At 60.0% G+C, this 16,690-nt stretch carries 13 protein-coding genes; 9 read left to right on the top strand and 4 right to left on the bottom strand.

Annotated elements, in window-relative coordinates:
• From V6M52_RS10560 to V6M52_RS10530, 7 genes are all read left to right on the top strand, one after another.
• Positions 1-842: DegT/DnrJ/EryC1/StrS family aminotransferase (locus V6M52_RS10560; RefSeq protein WP_332701003.1), on the top strand; the 842-nt coding region annotated here is incomplete at its 5' end.
• Positions 843-977: 135 nt separating this feature from the next.
• Entirely contained in the window at positions 978-2,405 is a 1,428-nt protein-coding gene (locus V6M52_RS10555) for a lipopolysaccharide biosynthesis protein (RefSeq protein ID WP_332701002.1), read from the top strand.
• Complete coding sequence (locus tag V6M52_RS10550) at positions 2,402-3,406, top strand: CgeB family protein (protein WP_332701001.1); 1,005 nt, start codon at positions 2,402-2,404, stop codon at positions 3,404-3,406. Before V6M52_RS10555 ends, V6M52_RS10550 begins: the two co-directional genes overlap by 4 nt.
• Positions 3,393-4,424 carry a glycosyltransferase family A protein gene (locus V6M52_RS10545; protein WP_332701000.1) on the top strand — a complete coding sequence of 344 codons (1,032 nt, stop codon included), beginning with the start codon at positions 3,393-3,395 and terminating at the stop codon, positions 4,422-4,424. The genes V6M52_RS10550 and V6M52_RS10545 overlap by 14 nt, the downstream gene beginning before the upstream one ends.
• Complete coding sequence (locus V6M52_RS10540; RefSeq protein WP_332700999.1) at positions 4,421-5,476, top strand: glycosyltransferase family 10 domain-containing protein; 1,056 nt, start codon at positions 4,421-4,423, stop codon at positions 5,474-5,476. Before V6M52_RS10545 ends, V6M52_RS10540 begins: the two co-directional genes overlap by 4 nt.
• Before the next feature lie 2 nt (positions 5,477-5,478).
• A complete protein-coding gene (locus tag V6M52_RS10535) occupies positions 5,479-6,987 on the top strand; it encodes a hypothetical protein (RefSeq protein WP_332700998.1) in 1,509 nt (502 codons plus the stop codon).
• A gap of 198 nt (positions 6,988-7,185) precedes the next feature.
• Complete coding sequence (locus V6M52_RS10530; RefSeq protein WP_332700997.1) at positions 7,186-8,715, top strand: hypothetical protein; 1,530 nt, start codon at positions 7,186-7,188, stop codon at positions 8,713-8,715.
• Here V6M52_RS10530 and V6M52_RS10525 read toward each other — a convergent pair.
• Complete coding sequence (locus V6M52_RS10525) at positions 8,712-10,571, bottom strand: polysaccharide biosynthesis protein (protein ID WP_332700996.1); 1,860 nt, start codon at positions 10,569-10,571, stop codon at positions 8,712-8,714. The genes V6M52_RS10530 and V6M52_RS10525 overlap by 4 nt on opposite strands.
• Positions 10,572-10,598: 27 nt before the next feature.
• On the bottom strand, positions 10,599-11,630 hold the full coding sequence (locus V6M52_RS10520) for an MraY family glycosyltransferase (RefSeq protein ID WP_332700995.1): 1,032 nt from the start codon (positions 11,628-11,630) through the stop codon (positions 10,599-10,601).
• A gap of 326 nt (positions 11,631-11,956) precedes the next feature.
• On the opposite strand from V6M52_RS10520, the gene V6M52_RS10515 reads away from it, so the two are divergent.
• Positions 11,957-12,700 (top strand): class I SAM-dependent methyltransferase, encoded by a 744-nt coding sequence (locus tag V6M52_RS10515; protein WP_332700994.1) that lies wholly within the window; start codon positions 11,957-11,959, stop codon positions 12,698-12,700.
• Positions 12,701-13,395: 695 nt separating this feature from the next.
• Here V6M52_RS10515 and V6M52_RS10510 read toward each other — a convergent pair.
• Both V6M52_RS10510 and V6M52_RS10505 read right to left on the bottom strand, forming a co-directional pair.
• Complete coding sequence (locus V6M52_RS10510) at positions 13,396-13,758, bottom strand: hypothetical protein (RefSeq protein ID WP_332700993.1); 363 nt, start codon at positions 13,756-13,758, stop codon at positions 13,396-13,398.
• Positions 13,745-14,632 (bottom strand): tyrosine-type recombinase/integrase, encoded by an 888-nt coding sequence (locus tag V6M52_RS10505; protein ID WP_332700992.1) that lies wholly within the window; start codon positions 14,630-14,632, stop codon positions 13,745-13,747. The genes V6M52_RS10510 and V6M52_RS10505 overlap by 14 nt, the downstream gene beginning before the upstream one ends.
• A 747-nt stretch (positions 14,633-15,379) precedes the next feature.
• On the opposite strand from V6M52_RS10505, the gene V6M52_RS10500 reads away from it, so the two are divergent.
• On the top strand, positions 15,380-16,642 hold the full coding sequence (locus V6M52_RS10500; protein WP_332700991.1) for a hypothetical protein: 1,263 nt from the start codon (positions 15,380-15,382) through the stop codon (positions 16,640-16,642).
• Positions 16,643-16,690: the final 48 nt, after the last annotated feature.

The raw sequence follows: 16,690 nt of genomic DNA, 5'->3' as shown, positions 1-16,690 counted from the left end.
ACATCGACCTTGAGACGCTGAACTTCGACCTGGAGGCGCTCGCCCAGGCCGTTTCCAGCAAGACGCGCCTGATTATGGCCGTCAACCTGCTGGGCAACCCAAACGATTTTGATGCGATCAAGGCGATCGTGGGTGACCGCGAGATCACCCTGCTGGAAGACAATTGCGAATCGCTGGGGGCTAGGTTTAACGGCAAGCAGGCCGGCACCTTTGGTCTGATGGGCAGCTACAGCACCTTCTTTTCCCACCACATGTCGACCATGGAAGGTGGCCTCATATCCACTGAAGACGAGGAGATGTACCATCTGCTCCTCTCGCTGCGCGCCCATGGCTGGACCCGCAACCTGCCCAAGTTCAACCATGTCGTCGGCGAAAAGGGTGATGACCCCTTTAAGGAATCGTTCCGCTTCGTGCTGCCCGGCTACAATGTCCGTCCCCTCGAAATGTCGGGCGCGGTGGGTATTGAGCAGCTCAAGAAGCTGCCCGGCATGGTGGTGGCCCGCCGCGAGAATGCCGCCAAGCTGCAGCAGGCCCTGGCGGACCACCCCAAGGTGATGATCCAGAAGGAAGTTGGCGAGAGCAGTTGGTTCGGTTTCAGCCTGATCACCCGACGCGGCGTGAACATGTCGCGCGACCAGCTCGTCGCCGATCTCAATGCACGCGGTTTTGAGGTCAGGCCCATTGTTGCCGGCAACTTTGCCCGCACTGAAGTGGTTAAGTACTTCAATTTCGAGATCTCCGGCGAGCTGACCAATGCCGATCATCTGGATCAGAACGGCGTCTTCGTCGGCAACCACCACTATGCGATCGACGATGCCATCAACGAGCTGAAAAGCATTTGATCGGCGACACCGCCCCCGTTGTCGCCACGCCATCGGCAAAAAGCCAGGCGATCGCGGTAATGCAGGCCGGCGGCTCGGCGAGCCGCGGCTGTGCCGGCTTGCCGGCCATCACCATGCAGAAGAGTGAGGCCGGGATTGATCCTCGTTGTCCTCGGTAGAGCGGCGCAGTTCATCCTGCTGCTGGTCGCCAATCGATTGGTGACCGAGTTCCTGCCGCCCGCAGAGATGGGCCGGCTGTCGCTGGTCACCGCGGCAACTGGCCTGTTTGCCCTGTTCCTCGTCAGCCCCGTCGGCCAGTTCATCAACCGGCGTCTGCACGCATGGGACGATCTGGGGCGGGCCCGGCATTATCTGACGCTGCATTGGCTGCATCTGATCATCGTCTGCGGGCTGGCGGCGCTCGGCCTGGTCTTGCTGCAGCAGCTGGGCGTGCTCAGCTTCGGCTTCAGCATTGGCTGGCTGCTGCTGTTGATCTGCGGCTCGCTGTTTTTCAACACCATCAACCAGACGGCAATACCGTCCCTGAACCTCCTGGGGTTTTCCGGGATGTTCATGACACTGACACTGGGGACAATCGCGCTTGGCCTGCTCGCATCGTATGTGAACGTGCAACTGTTCGGCCCCTCGGCCGAATACTGGCTGGCCGGCCAGTTGCTAGGACAGCTGGTGTTCGCGGCGATTGGCGTTTGGCTATTCTTCGGCCATCTCAGGCCAGCGACAACGCCTCAGCCCTTTTCGCGCGACAAGCTCATGGCCATGTTCAACTTTGCATGGCCAGTCGCCCTGGCCAGCGGCTTCAGCTGGCTGCAAAGCCAGGGTTACCGACTGGTTTCGGTGGACGCGCTGGGCCTGGCCCCGCTGGGCCTGTTCGTGGCCGGATACGGCATTGCTGCCGGCCTGATGGCGGCTTTCGAGTCCATCCTCACCACCTATTTTCAGCCGCGCTTCTACAGGTCCATCAATCGGGGGGCCGGCGACCGCAGCGCGGCCTGGACGTTTTATGCGTCTGCCTTTGTGCCATCAGTCGTCCTGGTCACCTGCTTTCTTGCCGCGCTGGCGCCGGAACTCACCCGCTTCCTGGTGGGTCCCGATTACCGGTCGGCGTCGCAATTCGTGATCTGGGGCGTACTGGCGGAAAGCGCCCGTGTGCTGGTCGGCGTCTACTCCATGTCCGCCCATGCCGAGATGAAGACCAGCCTGCTGCTCTGGCCCAATGCGCTGGGTGCCATCCTGTGCATCGGGCTTGTCTGGCTGCTGGTGCCGGGCTATAGCGCAGCCGGCGTCGGCATAGCCCGGGTCGCCTCCGGCCTCGCCCTGCTTGTGGCGGTCCACCATGTCACCGTTGGCACGCTGCGGATGGGCTTCCCCTATGGGCTTGCCAGCAAGGGGCTGCTGCTGGGCGGCCTGCTCTATGGTGTGGTCGCCCTGATGCGCGACCCGTTGGGCAGCGATGGCGGCAGCTATGTCAGCGCCGGCGCCCTCATAATGGTTGCAGGCCTGATCCTGCTGGGCATGTTAATCTGGCTGCTACTCCCCTTTGTTCGAACGCGAGCTGCACGTTGAAAATTCTGTTGGTCTGCATGGAATTCGAATATGGCGACCGCACGCGCGGCCGCTCCTTCGAATACTACAATTTCTACGACAGTCTCAAGGATCTGGGTCACGAGGTGATCCTGTTCGACTTCATGACCGAGCTCGGCAGCACCAACAAGAGCGCCATGAATGCCAGGCTCCTGCAGATTGCTCAGGCCGAAAAGCTAGATTTCGCGCTGTTCTCGCTCTATACCGACCAGATCGAGCCCGAGACGGTCAAGCAGATGGCGCAGTTCACCAAGACGCTGTGCTTTTTTCACGACGACACCTGGCGCGTGGAATTCTCGCAGTTCTGGGCCGCCCATTTCGATTATTTCACCACGCCCGACGTCTATGGCGTGCACAAATATGCCCGACTGGGCTATTCCAACGCCATCTACTTCCCCTTTGGCTGCAATCCGCACCTCTACCATCCGGTTGAGACCGAGAAGGTCTATGACGTTTCCTTCGTCGGCGCGTGGCATCCGTACCGCGAATGGCTGCTGGGCCGGCTTACCAGGGCAGGCTTCAACGTCAGGGCATTCGGCTATCGCTGGCCGGCCGGACCCTTGTCGCATGACGAAATGGTCGCTGTGTTCAGCAAGAGCCACATCAATCTCAACATGTCGAACTCCGCGTCCTGGGATGCCCGCTACCTGCTGAGCTCGCCGCGGGGGCTGGTCAACCGCGTACGTTCTCCAAAAACCGGGGAACAGCTCAAGGCCCGCCATTTCGAGATCTGTGGCAGTGGCGGCTTCCAGCTGTCCTACTATGTTGACGGGCTGGAACGGCACTATGCGATAGGCGAAGAACTGGCCATCTACCTGGATCCCAACGATCTGGTCAACAAGGTCAGGCGCTATCTGTCCGACGATGCCGAGCGGGACGCCATTGCCAAGGCTGGCTACGCGCGCACCCTCAAGGACCACACCTTCAAGGTACGCTTCGATCACCTCTTCGCACGCATGGGGCTGACCGATGCACGCGCCTGACACGCCCCTGGTGTGCATCTGCGTGCCGACCTATAATGCTGAAACCACTATAGCCCAGACCTTGCGGTCCATCCTGGCGCAGACCTATCGCCATATCGTTGTGCACGTTGTTGATAACTGTTCCACTGACGGCACATTGGTCGTGGTGAAAGGCTTTACCGATCCCCGCATCACCGTGCACGAGAATCCGGACAACATCGGCGGCGAAGGCAATTTTAATCGCTGCATCGCACTGGCCCAAGGCGAGTTCACGGCGCTTTTTCATGCCGATGACGTCTATGAACCCGAAATGGTCGAGCAGCAGGTCGCCTTCTTCCAGAGGTATCCCGCGGCAGGCGGCGTGTTCACGCAGGCAAGGCTGATCGACCAAACCGGCACTGTCATTGGTGCTCTTGATCTCCCTGCGAGCCTGCGCGATACCGCGCCTCTTTATAGTTTTGAACAGATTTTCAAGGCGGTCCTAGAGCATTCCAACTTCATGATCTGTCCAAGCTTTATGGCCCGGACTCACATCTACCAGCAGGAGATCGGTCGTTGGCGCGGCGAACTCTTTCGCTCCAGTGCCGACCTCGATGTCTGGCTTCGTGTGCTCGAACGTCACCCCTGCGGTATCCTGCCGGATCATCTCATGAGCTACCGCATCAGTCGCCTTCAGTGGTCGGCCGCGGTCAGAGACAATACCGAGCGGGCCGATTTCTTCCTGGTCATCGACCATTACCTGGAAAAACCCGAGGTCAGGGCTGTGCTCGACGAAAGTGATTTGCGCAATGTCGAGCGCCTGGAACGACGGGATCGAGCAATGCGGGCGGTCAATGCCCTGATTGCCGGGGATCTTGAACATGCTCGAACGCTTTCCTCGGGGCTGTTTTCACCGGAGGGAATTACCAATGCCTTCCAAAGCCGAAGGGACTTGCTTACCGTTGTGCTTGGTACACTGGTCAGTCTGGCGGTGGCCCTGCGCGCATCCGATATTGCTCGACCGCTCTTGCGGCACTTCAAAAGCAGTTTCAATCGATGACGACAGCTAAGCAGGTCTACATCGATCCGACCTCCTCCGCCTATTATCAGGACAGACTGTTTGACCTGAGCAACCCGACGCTTAACCGAGATGACGCGCTCGCGCCCTTTGCCCATGTCAAAGATCTGTATGCGCTGCAGGGTATTACCGTTCGCACGGCGGACTATCTCCTTGATTGTGCCGGCGAGTCACCAGCGTCCGTCGACTACTATTCGCTCGGCGTGATCGATAATGTCTCGGCCCTGCGCCAACGGCGCGGCGTAACGTTGAAGACGTTCGTAATTTTTGAACCACCTGTCGTTGATCCGAAGCCCTATGCGGCGCTGCCAGAACTGACGGCCGGATTCGAACAGATCTATCTGCACAACACTATAGGCGACGGCTATTCGCTTGCGGGCGTGGACCAGTCACGACTGCGCAAGCTCTACTGGCCGCAACCGAATCAGGATGTGCTTAAACCCTATTGGAGCCGCACCGACCGCCAGAACCGGATCGTGGTCATCAATGGCAATCACATCCCTACCACCTTCAACAAGGAGCTCTACAGCAGGCGCATCGAGGCCATGGCGGCACTGGCCAGGACGGGCTCGGTGGATCTCTATGGGCGTGGCTGGCACAAGTGGTGGTCGCGGGCGTCGATGTGGATGCCCTATTGGCGGCACCGCCGCACACTGATGTCGATCTACAAGGGGCCGTGCGCTTCCAAATACGAGGTCATGAGCCAGTACAAGTACTCGCTGTGCTTCGAGAACATGGCCATGAGTGGCTACATCACCGAAAAGATCTTCGACTGCTTCTATAGCGGCACAATCCCCATCTATCTGGGTGCCAGCGACATCGCCGATCTGGTCCCACCGGAGGCCTATATCGACGCCCGGCAGTTTGCCTCCTGGGACGAGATACCGCGATATCTCGCTGCCCTGCCACCTCAGCAATATGAGGTACTGCGCAACGCCGGGCGCGATTTCGTCAGGTCGGCAGCGGGACGACGCTACACAAATTCACTGTTGGACATATTTGGCTTCGCCGATACAGGCGGCGAGAGGGAATGAACATGATGGGACATGCCGGGATCAGGGCGACGGCAATTCTGTCCGACAGATTGACGTTCCCCATATTTGCGGTGTCGTGTGCCGTTGCGCATATGGCCGTCTTCCTTTTTTCACGCCATCTCGTCACTGGCTCCAGCGTCTACTACTTCGCCTTTGCCGCCAGCGCCTGCTTCATGCTGACAACAGCCTTTCGGGCGCAATTGTTCTCCGCCATCTGCCTTGGTGTCTTCCTCTGGCTTGGACTGTGGATAAAGTTTGTCGTCCATCTCTATAACCCTGCGGTACTGGTGGAACCGGTCGGCCAATTTGACGGCTCGATTGGCCAGTATGATCAGGTCATGCTGATCGGCACCGCTGCGTGCCTGGCGGTGGGGCTCGTGTTTGCTGCTGCAATCCGACTCGGGCTCAAGACGATCGATCTTCAAACCACGCTCCCGAGCCACGCATCGCGTTTTCGGCTCGTCCACTTTGCTGTCTGGATCGGAGTATTGCTTGTCATTGCCTTTGTGTCAGTGCTGAATGTCCACCTCGGGCTTGTGCGTTCAGGCCTTATTGCCCAGAATGTTTTGCCGCTGAAGGGGAATGCGATGTTTTCGCAGTTTCTCTACACCGGTTATTTCTTTCTCATCGCCTATTTTCTGGAGCGCGACCTGAAGGCTGGTCGCACCATGCTGCCGGGCCTGTTGGCCGCTGTCATCGGTGGCGCTCTGGTTTCGATTTCGCTGCTCAGTCGCGGCATGGTCGTGTTCCATTCCATGGCCGTGCTGCTGGCCGTGCTGGTTCTTTGCCTGCGGGGCGTCCCCACTATCAGATGGCCCATGCCGATCATCATGGCGGCTCTATCCGTCGCTTCACTTTTTGTTACCATCGACGCAGTAGAAGTCCAGCGACAGGTCGCCTTTATCGAGCAAGGTGCCGACATCGAGCAAGGTGTCGATCCTGGCGAGTTCCTGTCTGAGACGGCAGGGATGTTCTCGGCTGAACGGACTACGGGCACCGCCGGCGCGATCCTGAACTTGGCCGTCGGACGTTGGCTGGGCACAGAAGGTACCATGGTGGCCACTGGACACTCTGACCGTTCTCTGGCTCTGCTCGCAGAGATGATGACGGAAATGCCGGAAGTTGGCGTGCCGAGCGCCTATCAGTACATTGCCGGCTCGCACTACACGAAGATGACCGGATTTCAGTTCTCAACGTTACCGGGCCCAGCTGGCGTATTCTATCTGGGCGGGTCGCTTGGCATGGTCTTCCTTGGCCTGGGCTGCTTAGCGCTGTTTGCGGCGCTCTATGAGTATCTAGCCGCCCGGGCAACTGGGAACATCTTTGCGACAGCCTTTGTCGGAGTCACGCTGGCCAACATGATAGCCCAATTTGGCATTGCGCCGGTCAACCTACTCAAGGCCCTTTTTACGCTCACCCTGCTCGTTTTCGTACTATTTGTGCTACGGAGGCTTTCGCTACGATCCGCTGTCAGAAACACTGAAATCTCACCGGTGCGCATGAACTTGTAAGGGGCGTGGCTTTGTCATCGTCGGAGTCTCAATCTGCCTAAACTAAGGCCTTGTGAGTTTTCGCGCAAACAGGCCAGCCCGTCAAACCGAAGAGAGAGTGTGGTTGTGACTTTCCGAATTGCAATGCCCAGGCCGGAGGCTGCAGGGTGGCGTTATTTTTTTGCGCTATCTTTTCTGGCCTGCCTCGTTCACGGAACAATGCTTGCCCTGGTCTGGCCCCATAACCCCGGATCGGCGGCCCAGCTGGTATTCTTTGCGATCGGCGCTCTATCGATGGTTCTGTCGGCTATAGTGGCGCGTAGTTATACGGCCCTATGCCTGACTGCTTTTCTCTGGCTCGGCTTATGGCTAAAATTCATTGTCCACCTGTTCTACCTGCCTGCCCTTATTGAACCTATCGGTGAGTTCGATGGCAGCGTGGGACAGTATGATCTGGTCATGTTGGCGTCCGGCATCGCATTTTGTGCAACAGCCTTAGCCTTCTTGATGGCGCCCATGCTGCGCCTTAGTACAATAACATTAGGACTAGGCGCCGCGAATCTATCAAACAGATTTGTATGGTCCCAATTCTGGACCTATCTGGCTCTACTTGGCCTTTGTATAGGTATCGCGCTCCTGAATATAAAGCTTGGCATATTCCAGGTGGGAATCGCGCCCCTGACAATCCTGCCCAAGCCCGGCAATGCTCTGATCAGCCTGTTTCTCACGACTGGTTATTTCTTTGTCCTCAGCTACTTCATTCTTTGTGATCGCGTCAAAGGCAATTCACTGGTTGTCGGTGTGATCACGCTGATCTTTTGCGCCGCGTTAATGTCCTCTTCTCTGCTGAGCCGCGGCGTTGTCGTCTTTCATCTGATGGCAGTCCTGCTCGCTCTGGCCGGAATTGCCTGGCAACAGCGAACAGGACGAGCCTTGTTGCTATTGGTCGGTGCGCTGATCTTAAGTGGCGCGGCAGTTTTCGCTACCGTACGAAACGTCGAAGATGGACGCGAAGTGGGCTATGCGCCAAAGTCGGAAGTCATCGCACGGTTACCGATAGCAGGACTGAGCAGCGCCCCGAATTCAACTCCATCTGCCGGGGTTGTAAATAATTCTGACGCAGTCGGCGGAACGAATAAAGCAACCGCCAGGACAACATTTCGTACGGCTGTTGAGGCGGCAATAAAACTGCATGCTGAGGAGAAAAGTGGTACTGGAAAAGTGATATCCGAGCTTGCCTTACGACGTTGGCTAGGAGTGGAAGGCGCCATGGTGGCGGCGGGCAATAAGAGCAATTCCCCGGCGCTTTTGGCCAGCATGCTGTCCGAACGCTCGGCAATTGGGCAAACTAGCCAATATCAACACCTTGCGGGATCACCCTACGTTCTTCTCAACGGTAAGCAATTCCAGTTCGCCACACTACCAGGTCCAGTGGGTACCTTTCTGTTTGGCGGCTCTGTTATCTACGTGTTTTTCGGCATGCTGGTCTTGTGTCTATTGGCCATGGCTATGGAGAAGCTCAGCCAGGTACTGGGTCAGAATGTATTTGTCACCTGTTTCGTCGCTGTATTTGCGGCAAATAGCGTCGCCCAATTCGGACTGACGCCCCTGAGCCAGTTGCCACAGATCGGCTATATGTTGGTCTTGCTGCTGGGATTCTGGGGCGCTCGTTTGATAGCACCCCATGTAGCCGGCACACCGCTTCGGCATCTGGTGCCTGCTCTGCCACGACGCGCCGAAGGCGGCTAGCGGATCGCTTCGAACAGCAAGCGACGGGCGTCGGTCTCGTTCTCGGCGTCGAGCACGGTCCTCATCTGGGCCATCCAGTCGGCCAAGCCCGCACTTTCGCCCTGCGCCGCGCGCATGATCTTGGGATGGCGGGTCTTCTCCGCAGTGGCATCGTCGTAGAACAGCTCTTCATACATCTTTTCGCCCGGCCGTTTGCCGGTCACCACGATGTCAATGTCGCCGTCGCGATTGGCCTCGTCGCGCACTGTAAATCCGGCGAGGCGGATCATGTTTTCAGCCAGATCGCGGATCAACACCGGGCCGCCCATTTCGAGCAGAAAGACGTCGCCGCCCTCCGACAGGCGACCCGCCTGGACGATCAGTTCGGCCGCTTCATGGATCGACATGAAATAGCGGGTCATCCCTGCATCCGTGAGCGTCACCGGACCGCCGCTGGCGATCTGTTCCTTGAACAACGGCACGACCGAGCCGTTCGAACCCAGAACATTGCCAAAGCGCACGGCGGAGAACTTTTGCCCGGTCTGGCGTTCTGCGGCCATGGCAGCGACATCCCTGACGATGAGCTCGGCCCATCGCTTGGTGGCACCCATCACATTGGTGGGGCGTACTGCCTTGTCTGAGGAGATCAAGACAAAGTTCTCGACGCCCTTGGCCAGAGCGACGGTTGCGACGTTGCGGGTACCCAGAACATTGTTGCGAATGCCTTCGAGCGCATTGGCCTCGACCAGCGGAACGTGCTTGTAGGCCGCGGCATGAAACAACACCTGAACGCCGTGCCCGCCGATGGCGTTCTCCACACTGCGCTGGTCGGTGATCGACCCCAACACGGCCACAACGGCCACATCCTTAGTCGCCCTGAGTTCACGCTCGATCTGATAGAGGGCAAACTCACTATTCTCAAACAGCACTAGTCGCTGCGGTGCCCACCTGACGATCAAACGGCATAGTTCCGAGCCAATGGACCCACCGGCCCCGGTCACCATGATAGAGCGTCCCTCGACCATTTCGCGGACCAGTTCGGGATCAGCCGGCACCGAGGAGCGGCCGAGCAACTCATCGATCTCTATTTCGCGGATCTGGCTGACCAGATACTTGCCGCTGACCAGTTCGGACATGGGTGGCAAGGTCGTGATCTTGACGCCATGGCCCGACACCAGGGCAATGACCTCCTTCTTGCGCGCCGCGCTCAGGGTCGGCACGGAGAGGATCACCTCGTCCACGCTGTACTGTTCCACCAGTTTTTTGAAGTGGGACGGGGCAAAGACGCGAATGCCGGCCACATCGTGGCCATGCAGGGAAGCGTTGTCATCGATGAAACCGACGATCCGCTCGCTGCCCTGGCGCCGCAGCGCATTGACGAGTTGAGCCCCCGCTTCGCCCGCGCCATAGACAAGGATCTGACGGTTCTTGATATGTGCCGACCCCGCCGACCACAGCAGGCGCTTGGCGAGGAACCGGCTGCCGCCGATAAGCATGGTGGCAATTGCCCAGTAAAGGATCGGCACTGATCGCGGCACGGTGACGAAGCCCGACATAGCCGACAGAAATACCAGCAGGACCCAGCAGCCCGCCGCCAGGGTGGTTGCCTGCAGAATGGTCCACAGTGCGCGCTCCGGCAAATATCGGATCACGGCCCGATAGAGCCCGAGGCGAACAAAAATCGGAATCGCCACGAGGGGTGCCGTACCGATGACCATGAACTGCTCAAATGTATTGGGCGGCGCCCAGGATCCGTAGCGCAGCGAGAAGCTGGCCCACAGGGCAAAGGCCAAAGCCAGGATATCGAAGCCGACGATGATCACCCGCTTCCAGAGACGTGGCAGGGTTCCCACGAGGGTGACGAGAGTGCTGGTCATGTTAGATTCTGTCTTTTTCCGTTGGGGTCATTGGTCGGGCTCGCCCGCGCCGGCCGCCCAGCAAAATGCTGCCATGGGCAGATAGGCGGCAAGCACTGCAAACCAGGCCAGGCTAGGCCAGAACTGGGCCAAGTATGCCAACGGATACAACCACATTATATTGATCGCCGCGTATAGGAGCGTTACCCGCTGGTGGCTTTTCCACCGTCTGGAGAGTTTCTGGTATGCGTGCAAGCGATGGGCAGCAAACCAGCGCTGCCGATACACCATTCGCCGCAGCAGCGTCACGCTGGCATCGGTGACAAACAGCGCCACGAGTATGACGGCGGTCGAATAGTTCAGCAACCCGGCCGCCAGCAGGCTCAACACGATGGCAAGCATCACCACGGCCAGATAATTGCTGCCGGCATCACCCATGAATATCCGGGCCGGCGGCCAGTTGAGCACCAGAAAGCCGGCTGTCGCGGCGCCGACGCAAAGCGCCCACCAGGGGATCGTCCCGAAACTGGAGACAGCGGCGGGGGCTAGGAGGCCCAATGTCACCGCGCCCGCCAGCACGAAAATCGCCTCTGCGCCGGCAATTCCATCGATGCCGTCCATGAAATTGAACAGGTTGACCCACCAGACCCCGCTTAGGACGAGCGCCAGCAGGACCAGTGGCTGCGGCAGGCTACCAAAGGGCGTGGCCAAAGGCGGCAGGGTCCCGGCCATGATGACAAGCGTGACGACAATGGCGCATTGCAGCGCCAGCCGCAGTCGCGCCGACAGCTCGAAACGGTCGTCAAGCAAACCCATGACCGCGGCCAGTGCGCTCAGGCCAATGGCGCTGAAGAAGTAGACTTCGGCATCGCCTCCGGCCAGCGTCAGACCGGCGAGCGTTCCGACAATGGCGATGCTGACGCCGCCACCGCTGGGCGTCGGTATTACGTGCGACGAGCGCTGGTTTGGCACCTGGACCAGGTTAAGGGCGGCGGCACTGCGGCGGACCAGTTCGGCCAGTAGCCATGCCAATAGAAATGCCATGGCAGCAGAGCCGATCTGCAATCCTAGTGTCGACATATCAAGTGCAGTCCTCACGTAAACCATCCTGGCGCCCTAGACTGCAGTCCTATTTTGATCCGGGCAGATCAGCAAGGCGCCGGCGGCTCTTCTCAGCGAAAACGCAAGACATGGCGAGGGCATCCGCCCATCTGGGACTTGAAGAAGAGCCGCGTCGCGCAAAAACGCCGTGTAGTCTGGAAGTTCCGCCTTGCCAAAATGGCTGAGCGCATGGTTAGCTGCCGCCAGTATTTTTGAGAGAACGGCTCATGTTATCAGGTATGCTGCGAACTATTCGACAGGTATTGTCGCGTGAGATAACTCTCGGCCACGCATACCATTATACAATGATGCGGCTATTGCCGAATAAAGGTCAGTATAACGATGATTTCAACTGGCATCTCTACCCCAAACTATACAAGGAAGAGCTCAAGGGCATCGAGAGGGCGCATACTCTGGTCGTCAAAACAGAAGATTTCCGCTATGTCGATGGACAAATCCAACAGGTCAAATCTTCGGCTCCACCGCTGCACCCGAACCACCAGTTTCTCTACGAAGTCGTGCTAGGACTACGGCCGGAAAGCGTGCTCGAAGTTGGATGCGGTGGTGGCGACCACCTCCACAATTTGCACGCATTCAATCCCTCGATTGAGCTGCACGGCATTGACCGCTCGGAAGGCCAGCTGGATACCCTCAGGGAGCGCCACCCTGACCTATCGGCAACGGTCGGTGTGGTTGACCTCACGGATTCGAATGCGACTCTGCCGCTTGTCGACCTGACGTATTCGCACGCGGTGCTCATGCACATTTCTGAAACACACGGGCGTTTCGACTCGGCCCTCAGAAACGTTTTGCGGTCGGCCAAGCGCCATGTGGTGATGATCGACAATTGGACTGAACACGATTTTCTCGCTCACATTCAAAAGAGCGTCGCCGCTGACCCGAATTGGGCTGGGGCGACAATTTCGTTCGCGACTTTCAGAGGCGCCCCAGAATTGACTGCCCTTATTCTGTCCAAGGACAAGGTTCCCTACCCTGAGCTCCTTGACTACGAATCACTTCTGCAAGGGAAGGAACTGCGGACACATTGAAGAGGCGGAGTGTCAAGCCAAAGTTATTTGTGGTGATTCGGGGAATACAACTTCCTGCGGTTTGCGAAGAGTACGGAGAATTGAATGATAAGGGCCGGCGGGCAACCGCGACGTGGCCCGCCTCGGGGGAGCGACTGCCCTTGTTTCGACCGGACCGTGATCGTCGGCCGGCGCCACCAACAGAACTGGCGGCGCCAGTGTCCGCCCTTCCGCCCGTGCCCTGGCGCGCGCTGCCCTGCACCAGCCTTCGATCGTCGCGGGCGTCGCTTTTGCCGTAAGACGGGCGGCGAGATCCAGGGTGCCGACATCCAGCACTTCGCGAAGATAGTGCGCAACGATCTTGGTGATTTCGGTATGACCGGATGCGATCGCACCACCCCTCGCGGTTGCGCAACGGTAACGTCCCGTCGGCATCGACCTGCTGGTACAGGAGCCGCTCGTCCAAGCAGCGCCTCGTCCCAGGTCAACTGATCGCTACGGTCGACGATGGCGATGATGCGGTCAGTTGGATAAGCCGTAAAAGGTGGCTGTCCTTGACCAGGCGATCGCAGACCATGGTGCTGGCGCCTACATAGGCGAAGCTTCGCAAATCGCGAGATACACCCAGGCCGGCCGAGGAGAGGTTCGGTGCGCAGCCGAGCCCGTTCGGTGCCGCGGCTCAAAAGATTGCCGGGGCATAGAGCGGCACCAGGACCTCACGCACCTTGGCTTCGTTGGTGCAACTGCCCGCCGAAGCTATCGCCACCGCCGTTCCCGCTACCTGGTGGCGGCGCGGGCCTTTCGGGTTCGTTGCCTCCCTCGGTCCGGGGCTCGGACAACGTGGCCCTGCTCTGGCGGATATTGCCGTCGACGATGCCGCTCTCCATGCGCAGGATGCCCGCCGCCACCATCACCATGGCGGCGCCCGCTGGCTTGGGATGACCGGCCAAGGCAGCGACGATGTCGTCGAGCGGGGCGGACCCGGTCTCGTCCACCTTGCGGGCAAGGCAGTCGCCGCCAGAATGTTGGCCAGCGCCCGTGGTGCTTGGGCGATACCGCCAAGATTTACTGCCAAACATCGATATCCACGTTCTCCACATAACGGGCCACGACGTTGATGGAGCGCCAGCCACCGACGCGCATGATCTTGAGGATGCCATGACCATCGAGGACCAGTTGTTGGGCCGCCCCTACCCGCAAGGAATGGCCGGAGACGTCCGAGCCAGTGCGAGCCTCGACCCCTGCCCGCTTCGCCAGCTTCTTCAACACGCGCGAGACCGTCAAAGGTTCGAGATATAGAGCCAGGGCCTTTTTCCGGTAGACGGGCCGCAGCAGGGGCCCTGCTTCCACCTCGATTGTCGCCAGCCAGGCCTGGACCAGCTTGCTGGTGCGGGTCGAGAGGTGCGCGGTACGACCCGACCCCTCCGGATCATTCTTGGCCCGGCGGACGAGCACGCCATAGCGCCCAGTGGCGTTCAGCGTGAGATCGCAGATCGACAGCGCCACCAGTTCCCCCCGGCGGCACAGCGTGTCGAACCCGACCGACACCAGCACCTTGTCCCGCAAGCCGATGAGATCGTCCGAGCAGCAGGCCATGAGCGTTTCGCATAGTTCGGCGGTCAATCCCCAGGCCTGCCTTGGCCGTGATGGCTGAGTACGGCGGATCCGGCGCATGGCCAGGTCCACATCCGGATCCTCGGTGGGATCAGGCAGCTTGCACACCTGATGCACTTTGCGGACTGCGGAGAGGCGGTGCTTCATGGTGGACGGCTTCAGGCGGGCGCCTTCGGCGCCGAGATAGGCCACTACCGTCTTGACCGACGCCGGCAGGAATGGTGTGCGATGGCGGCGGCACCATTGCGCGAACAAGCCGAAATCGCTCTGGTAGGAGCGCAGCGTATGGTCGGAATAGGCGCCTTCGAGGCGCTTCAGCTGCTTGCGCCAGTCGATCATGACGCTTTTCCTCCGCAACGCGAAGGATCGTCAATGTGGCGCGTGCCGGCCGGGCCGTCGTCCTGCGACCGGGCACGGCACGCGCGCCTGTGCCGGGGCCGATCGCGACCGGGGATAGCGGCGGATGGGGACTTGCGGGCGTGGTTGTGCCCGCCCAGAGTGGCCTTAGCCATGGGATACTCCTGTTCACGCAGTGAGAAACCTGTGGTTAGGCTGGCTGGGTGGTGAGACACCCAGTCAGCCGCCTTTGCCTCCTTGGAAGCAGGTCCCCGAGGGGACCGGTGGCCGCAGGATCGGCCCGAGATCGAGCCGACAATGCTAGGGTTGCTAGGATCCGTTTTGCTGTCAAGCCCATGTTCCGGCTTTGTTCATCTTGGTTAACGGCGGGTGCCATGGGCGCCGTATCGGCCGCATTGCCGGTCGCTCGGCCCAGCCGATTTCGCCCCGGCAGGGGCCAGCATTTCCGGCGAGTGATCGATAACGGCTTTTACTGAATACGCCGCTGCTCCGCGTCGTTCTCGGCTCGTCGGTTGACGGGTCGCTCCCTCTTCTCTCAACCCAGCATTAACCACGCGATCGAGCGAAGACTTGAAGGTCCCGTGCGGATCCTCATGTTTAGGACCGTCGGCGCCGAATCGGCTCGATGATGGTTAGCGGGTCGCTTGCTTGCAACAAGCGACCGACGGGAGCGCTTGCAACACTCCCGCCAGCCTGACCATGCAACCCCTGTTAGTACCAGAGGCATACATGGCTACCCTTCCTTCTACCGGCGCGCACGCGCCCGGCAAGTCCTATCCGCATTCTATCCAGATCGAACCGCCGCGCCTGATCGGCGGGCTCGTCCAGCATCCGCTGGTCTCCGCCCCGACCCAGATCAAGATTCTGCAAATCGTCGACGACACCGGCAGCGCCACAATCGGCGACATCATTGCCGAGCTGTCCGACCACCCCGATCCGGTTTCCGCTGTCCTGGTTATGGTCGAGCTCAATATCCTGGTGATCGAGGGCAAGACGGTGCTCGACGCCAACTCCATCGTGCGACGCGCCGATCCTGAACCGGACCCCGAGAACCAGGGTGGCACGCCTTGGTCTCCCAGCGGCGGCCCGGATGCAGTTTCGGACTTTTCCAACATTGCTGGAACACCCACTCCCGACGGACTCGAGCGCCTCGCGGTCAGTCCGTTCTCGCCCAATGTGGTCGTCGGCCCGGGTGTCACGCGCCGCGTCTTCGCCCGTATGGCCGAGCTCCGCCGCCCCGGCGTCTACATGCTGATGAACGCCACCCAGGTCTATGTCGGCACCGGTGTCGATGTCGGCCTGCGCGTGGCATCGGGACAGCAGCCGATCGGCGACATCGAAACCATTGTGGTCATCACCGACGCCAATGGCAACCTGAGCGAAGACGACGCCAAGGCGGCCGAACGCCTGTTGTGGTCCCGCGTTGCTGGAGCGCGCGAGCACATGCTGGTCAATGGCACTCCCGATGGCGCCAGCATCGATACCCAGCGCTTCAGCGAACTCGAGGCCATGATTGGTGCCGCCTGCCTGTCGCTGCGCCATGCTGGCCTCCTGTTCACGACCGGATCGGCACGCGGTGTGCTGGCCGGACCGCGCCAGGAGCCGGGCCGCGTCGCACCGCTGCGCCCCTTCAACGAGATCCCCTATGGTGAGGTCCTCGAGCTCAACTTCGGGAATGGCATGGTGGCCCTGGCGGCGCGCCAGTCGGATACCCGCTGGCTGCTGCTGCGGGGGTCCGACGTGCGCCTCAACACGGTGGCGAGCGCCAATGCCAGCACGCGCTATCTGCGCGCGGCCTGGCTGCATGGCGGACTGCTCGAGCTTGCGCCGGACGGACGCAGCCTCACCACCACGCGTGACCTGACGTTCGGCAGTGGCAGCGCTGTCGCGCAATTCTGTGCCGGGTCCAAGGGCCGCACCCTCGAAAGCTGGAAGTCGATCGCGCCCAATGGCGGCGGCGACCCGGATAGGGCTGCCTTCTTCGCCACTTAGCCGCCGTCCGCTTCGGCGCCCCCAGCTCACCTTTCATGTCTTTCCGCG

Origin of the sequence: Devosia sp. (genome assembly GCF_036676215.1) — a bacterium.
Classification (GTDB): Bacteria; Pseudomonadota; Alphaproteobacteria; order Rhizobiales; family Devosiaceae; genus Devosia.
The sequence above is the reverse complement of the archived record's forward strand: the minus strand, read 5'-3'. Positions and strand labels throughout refer to the sequence as shown.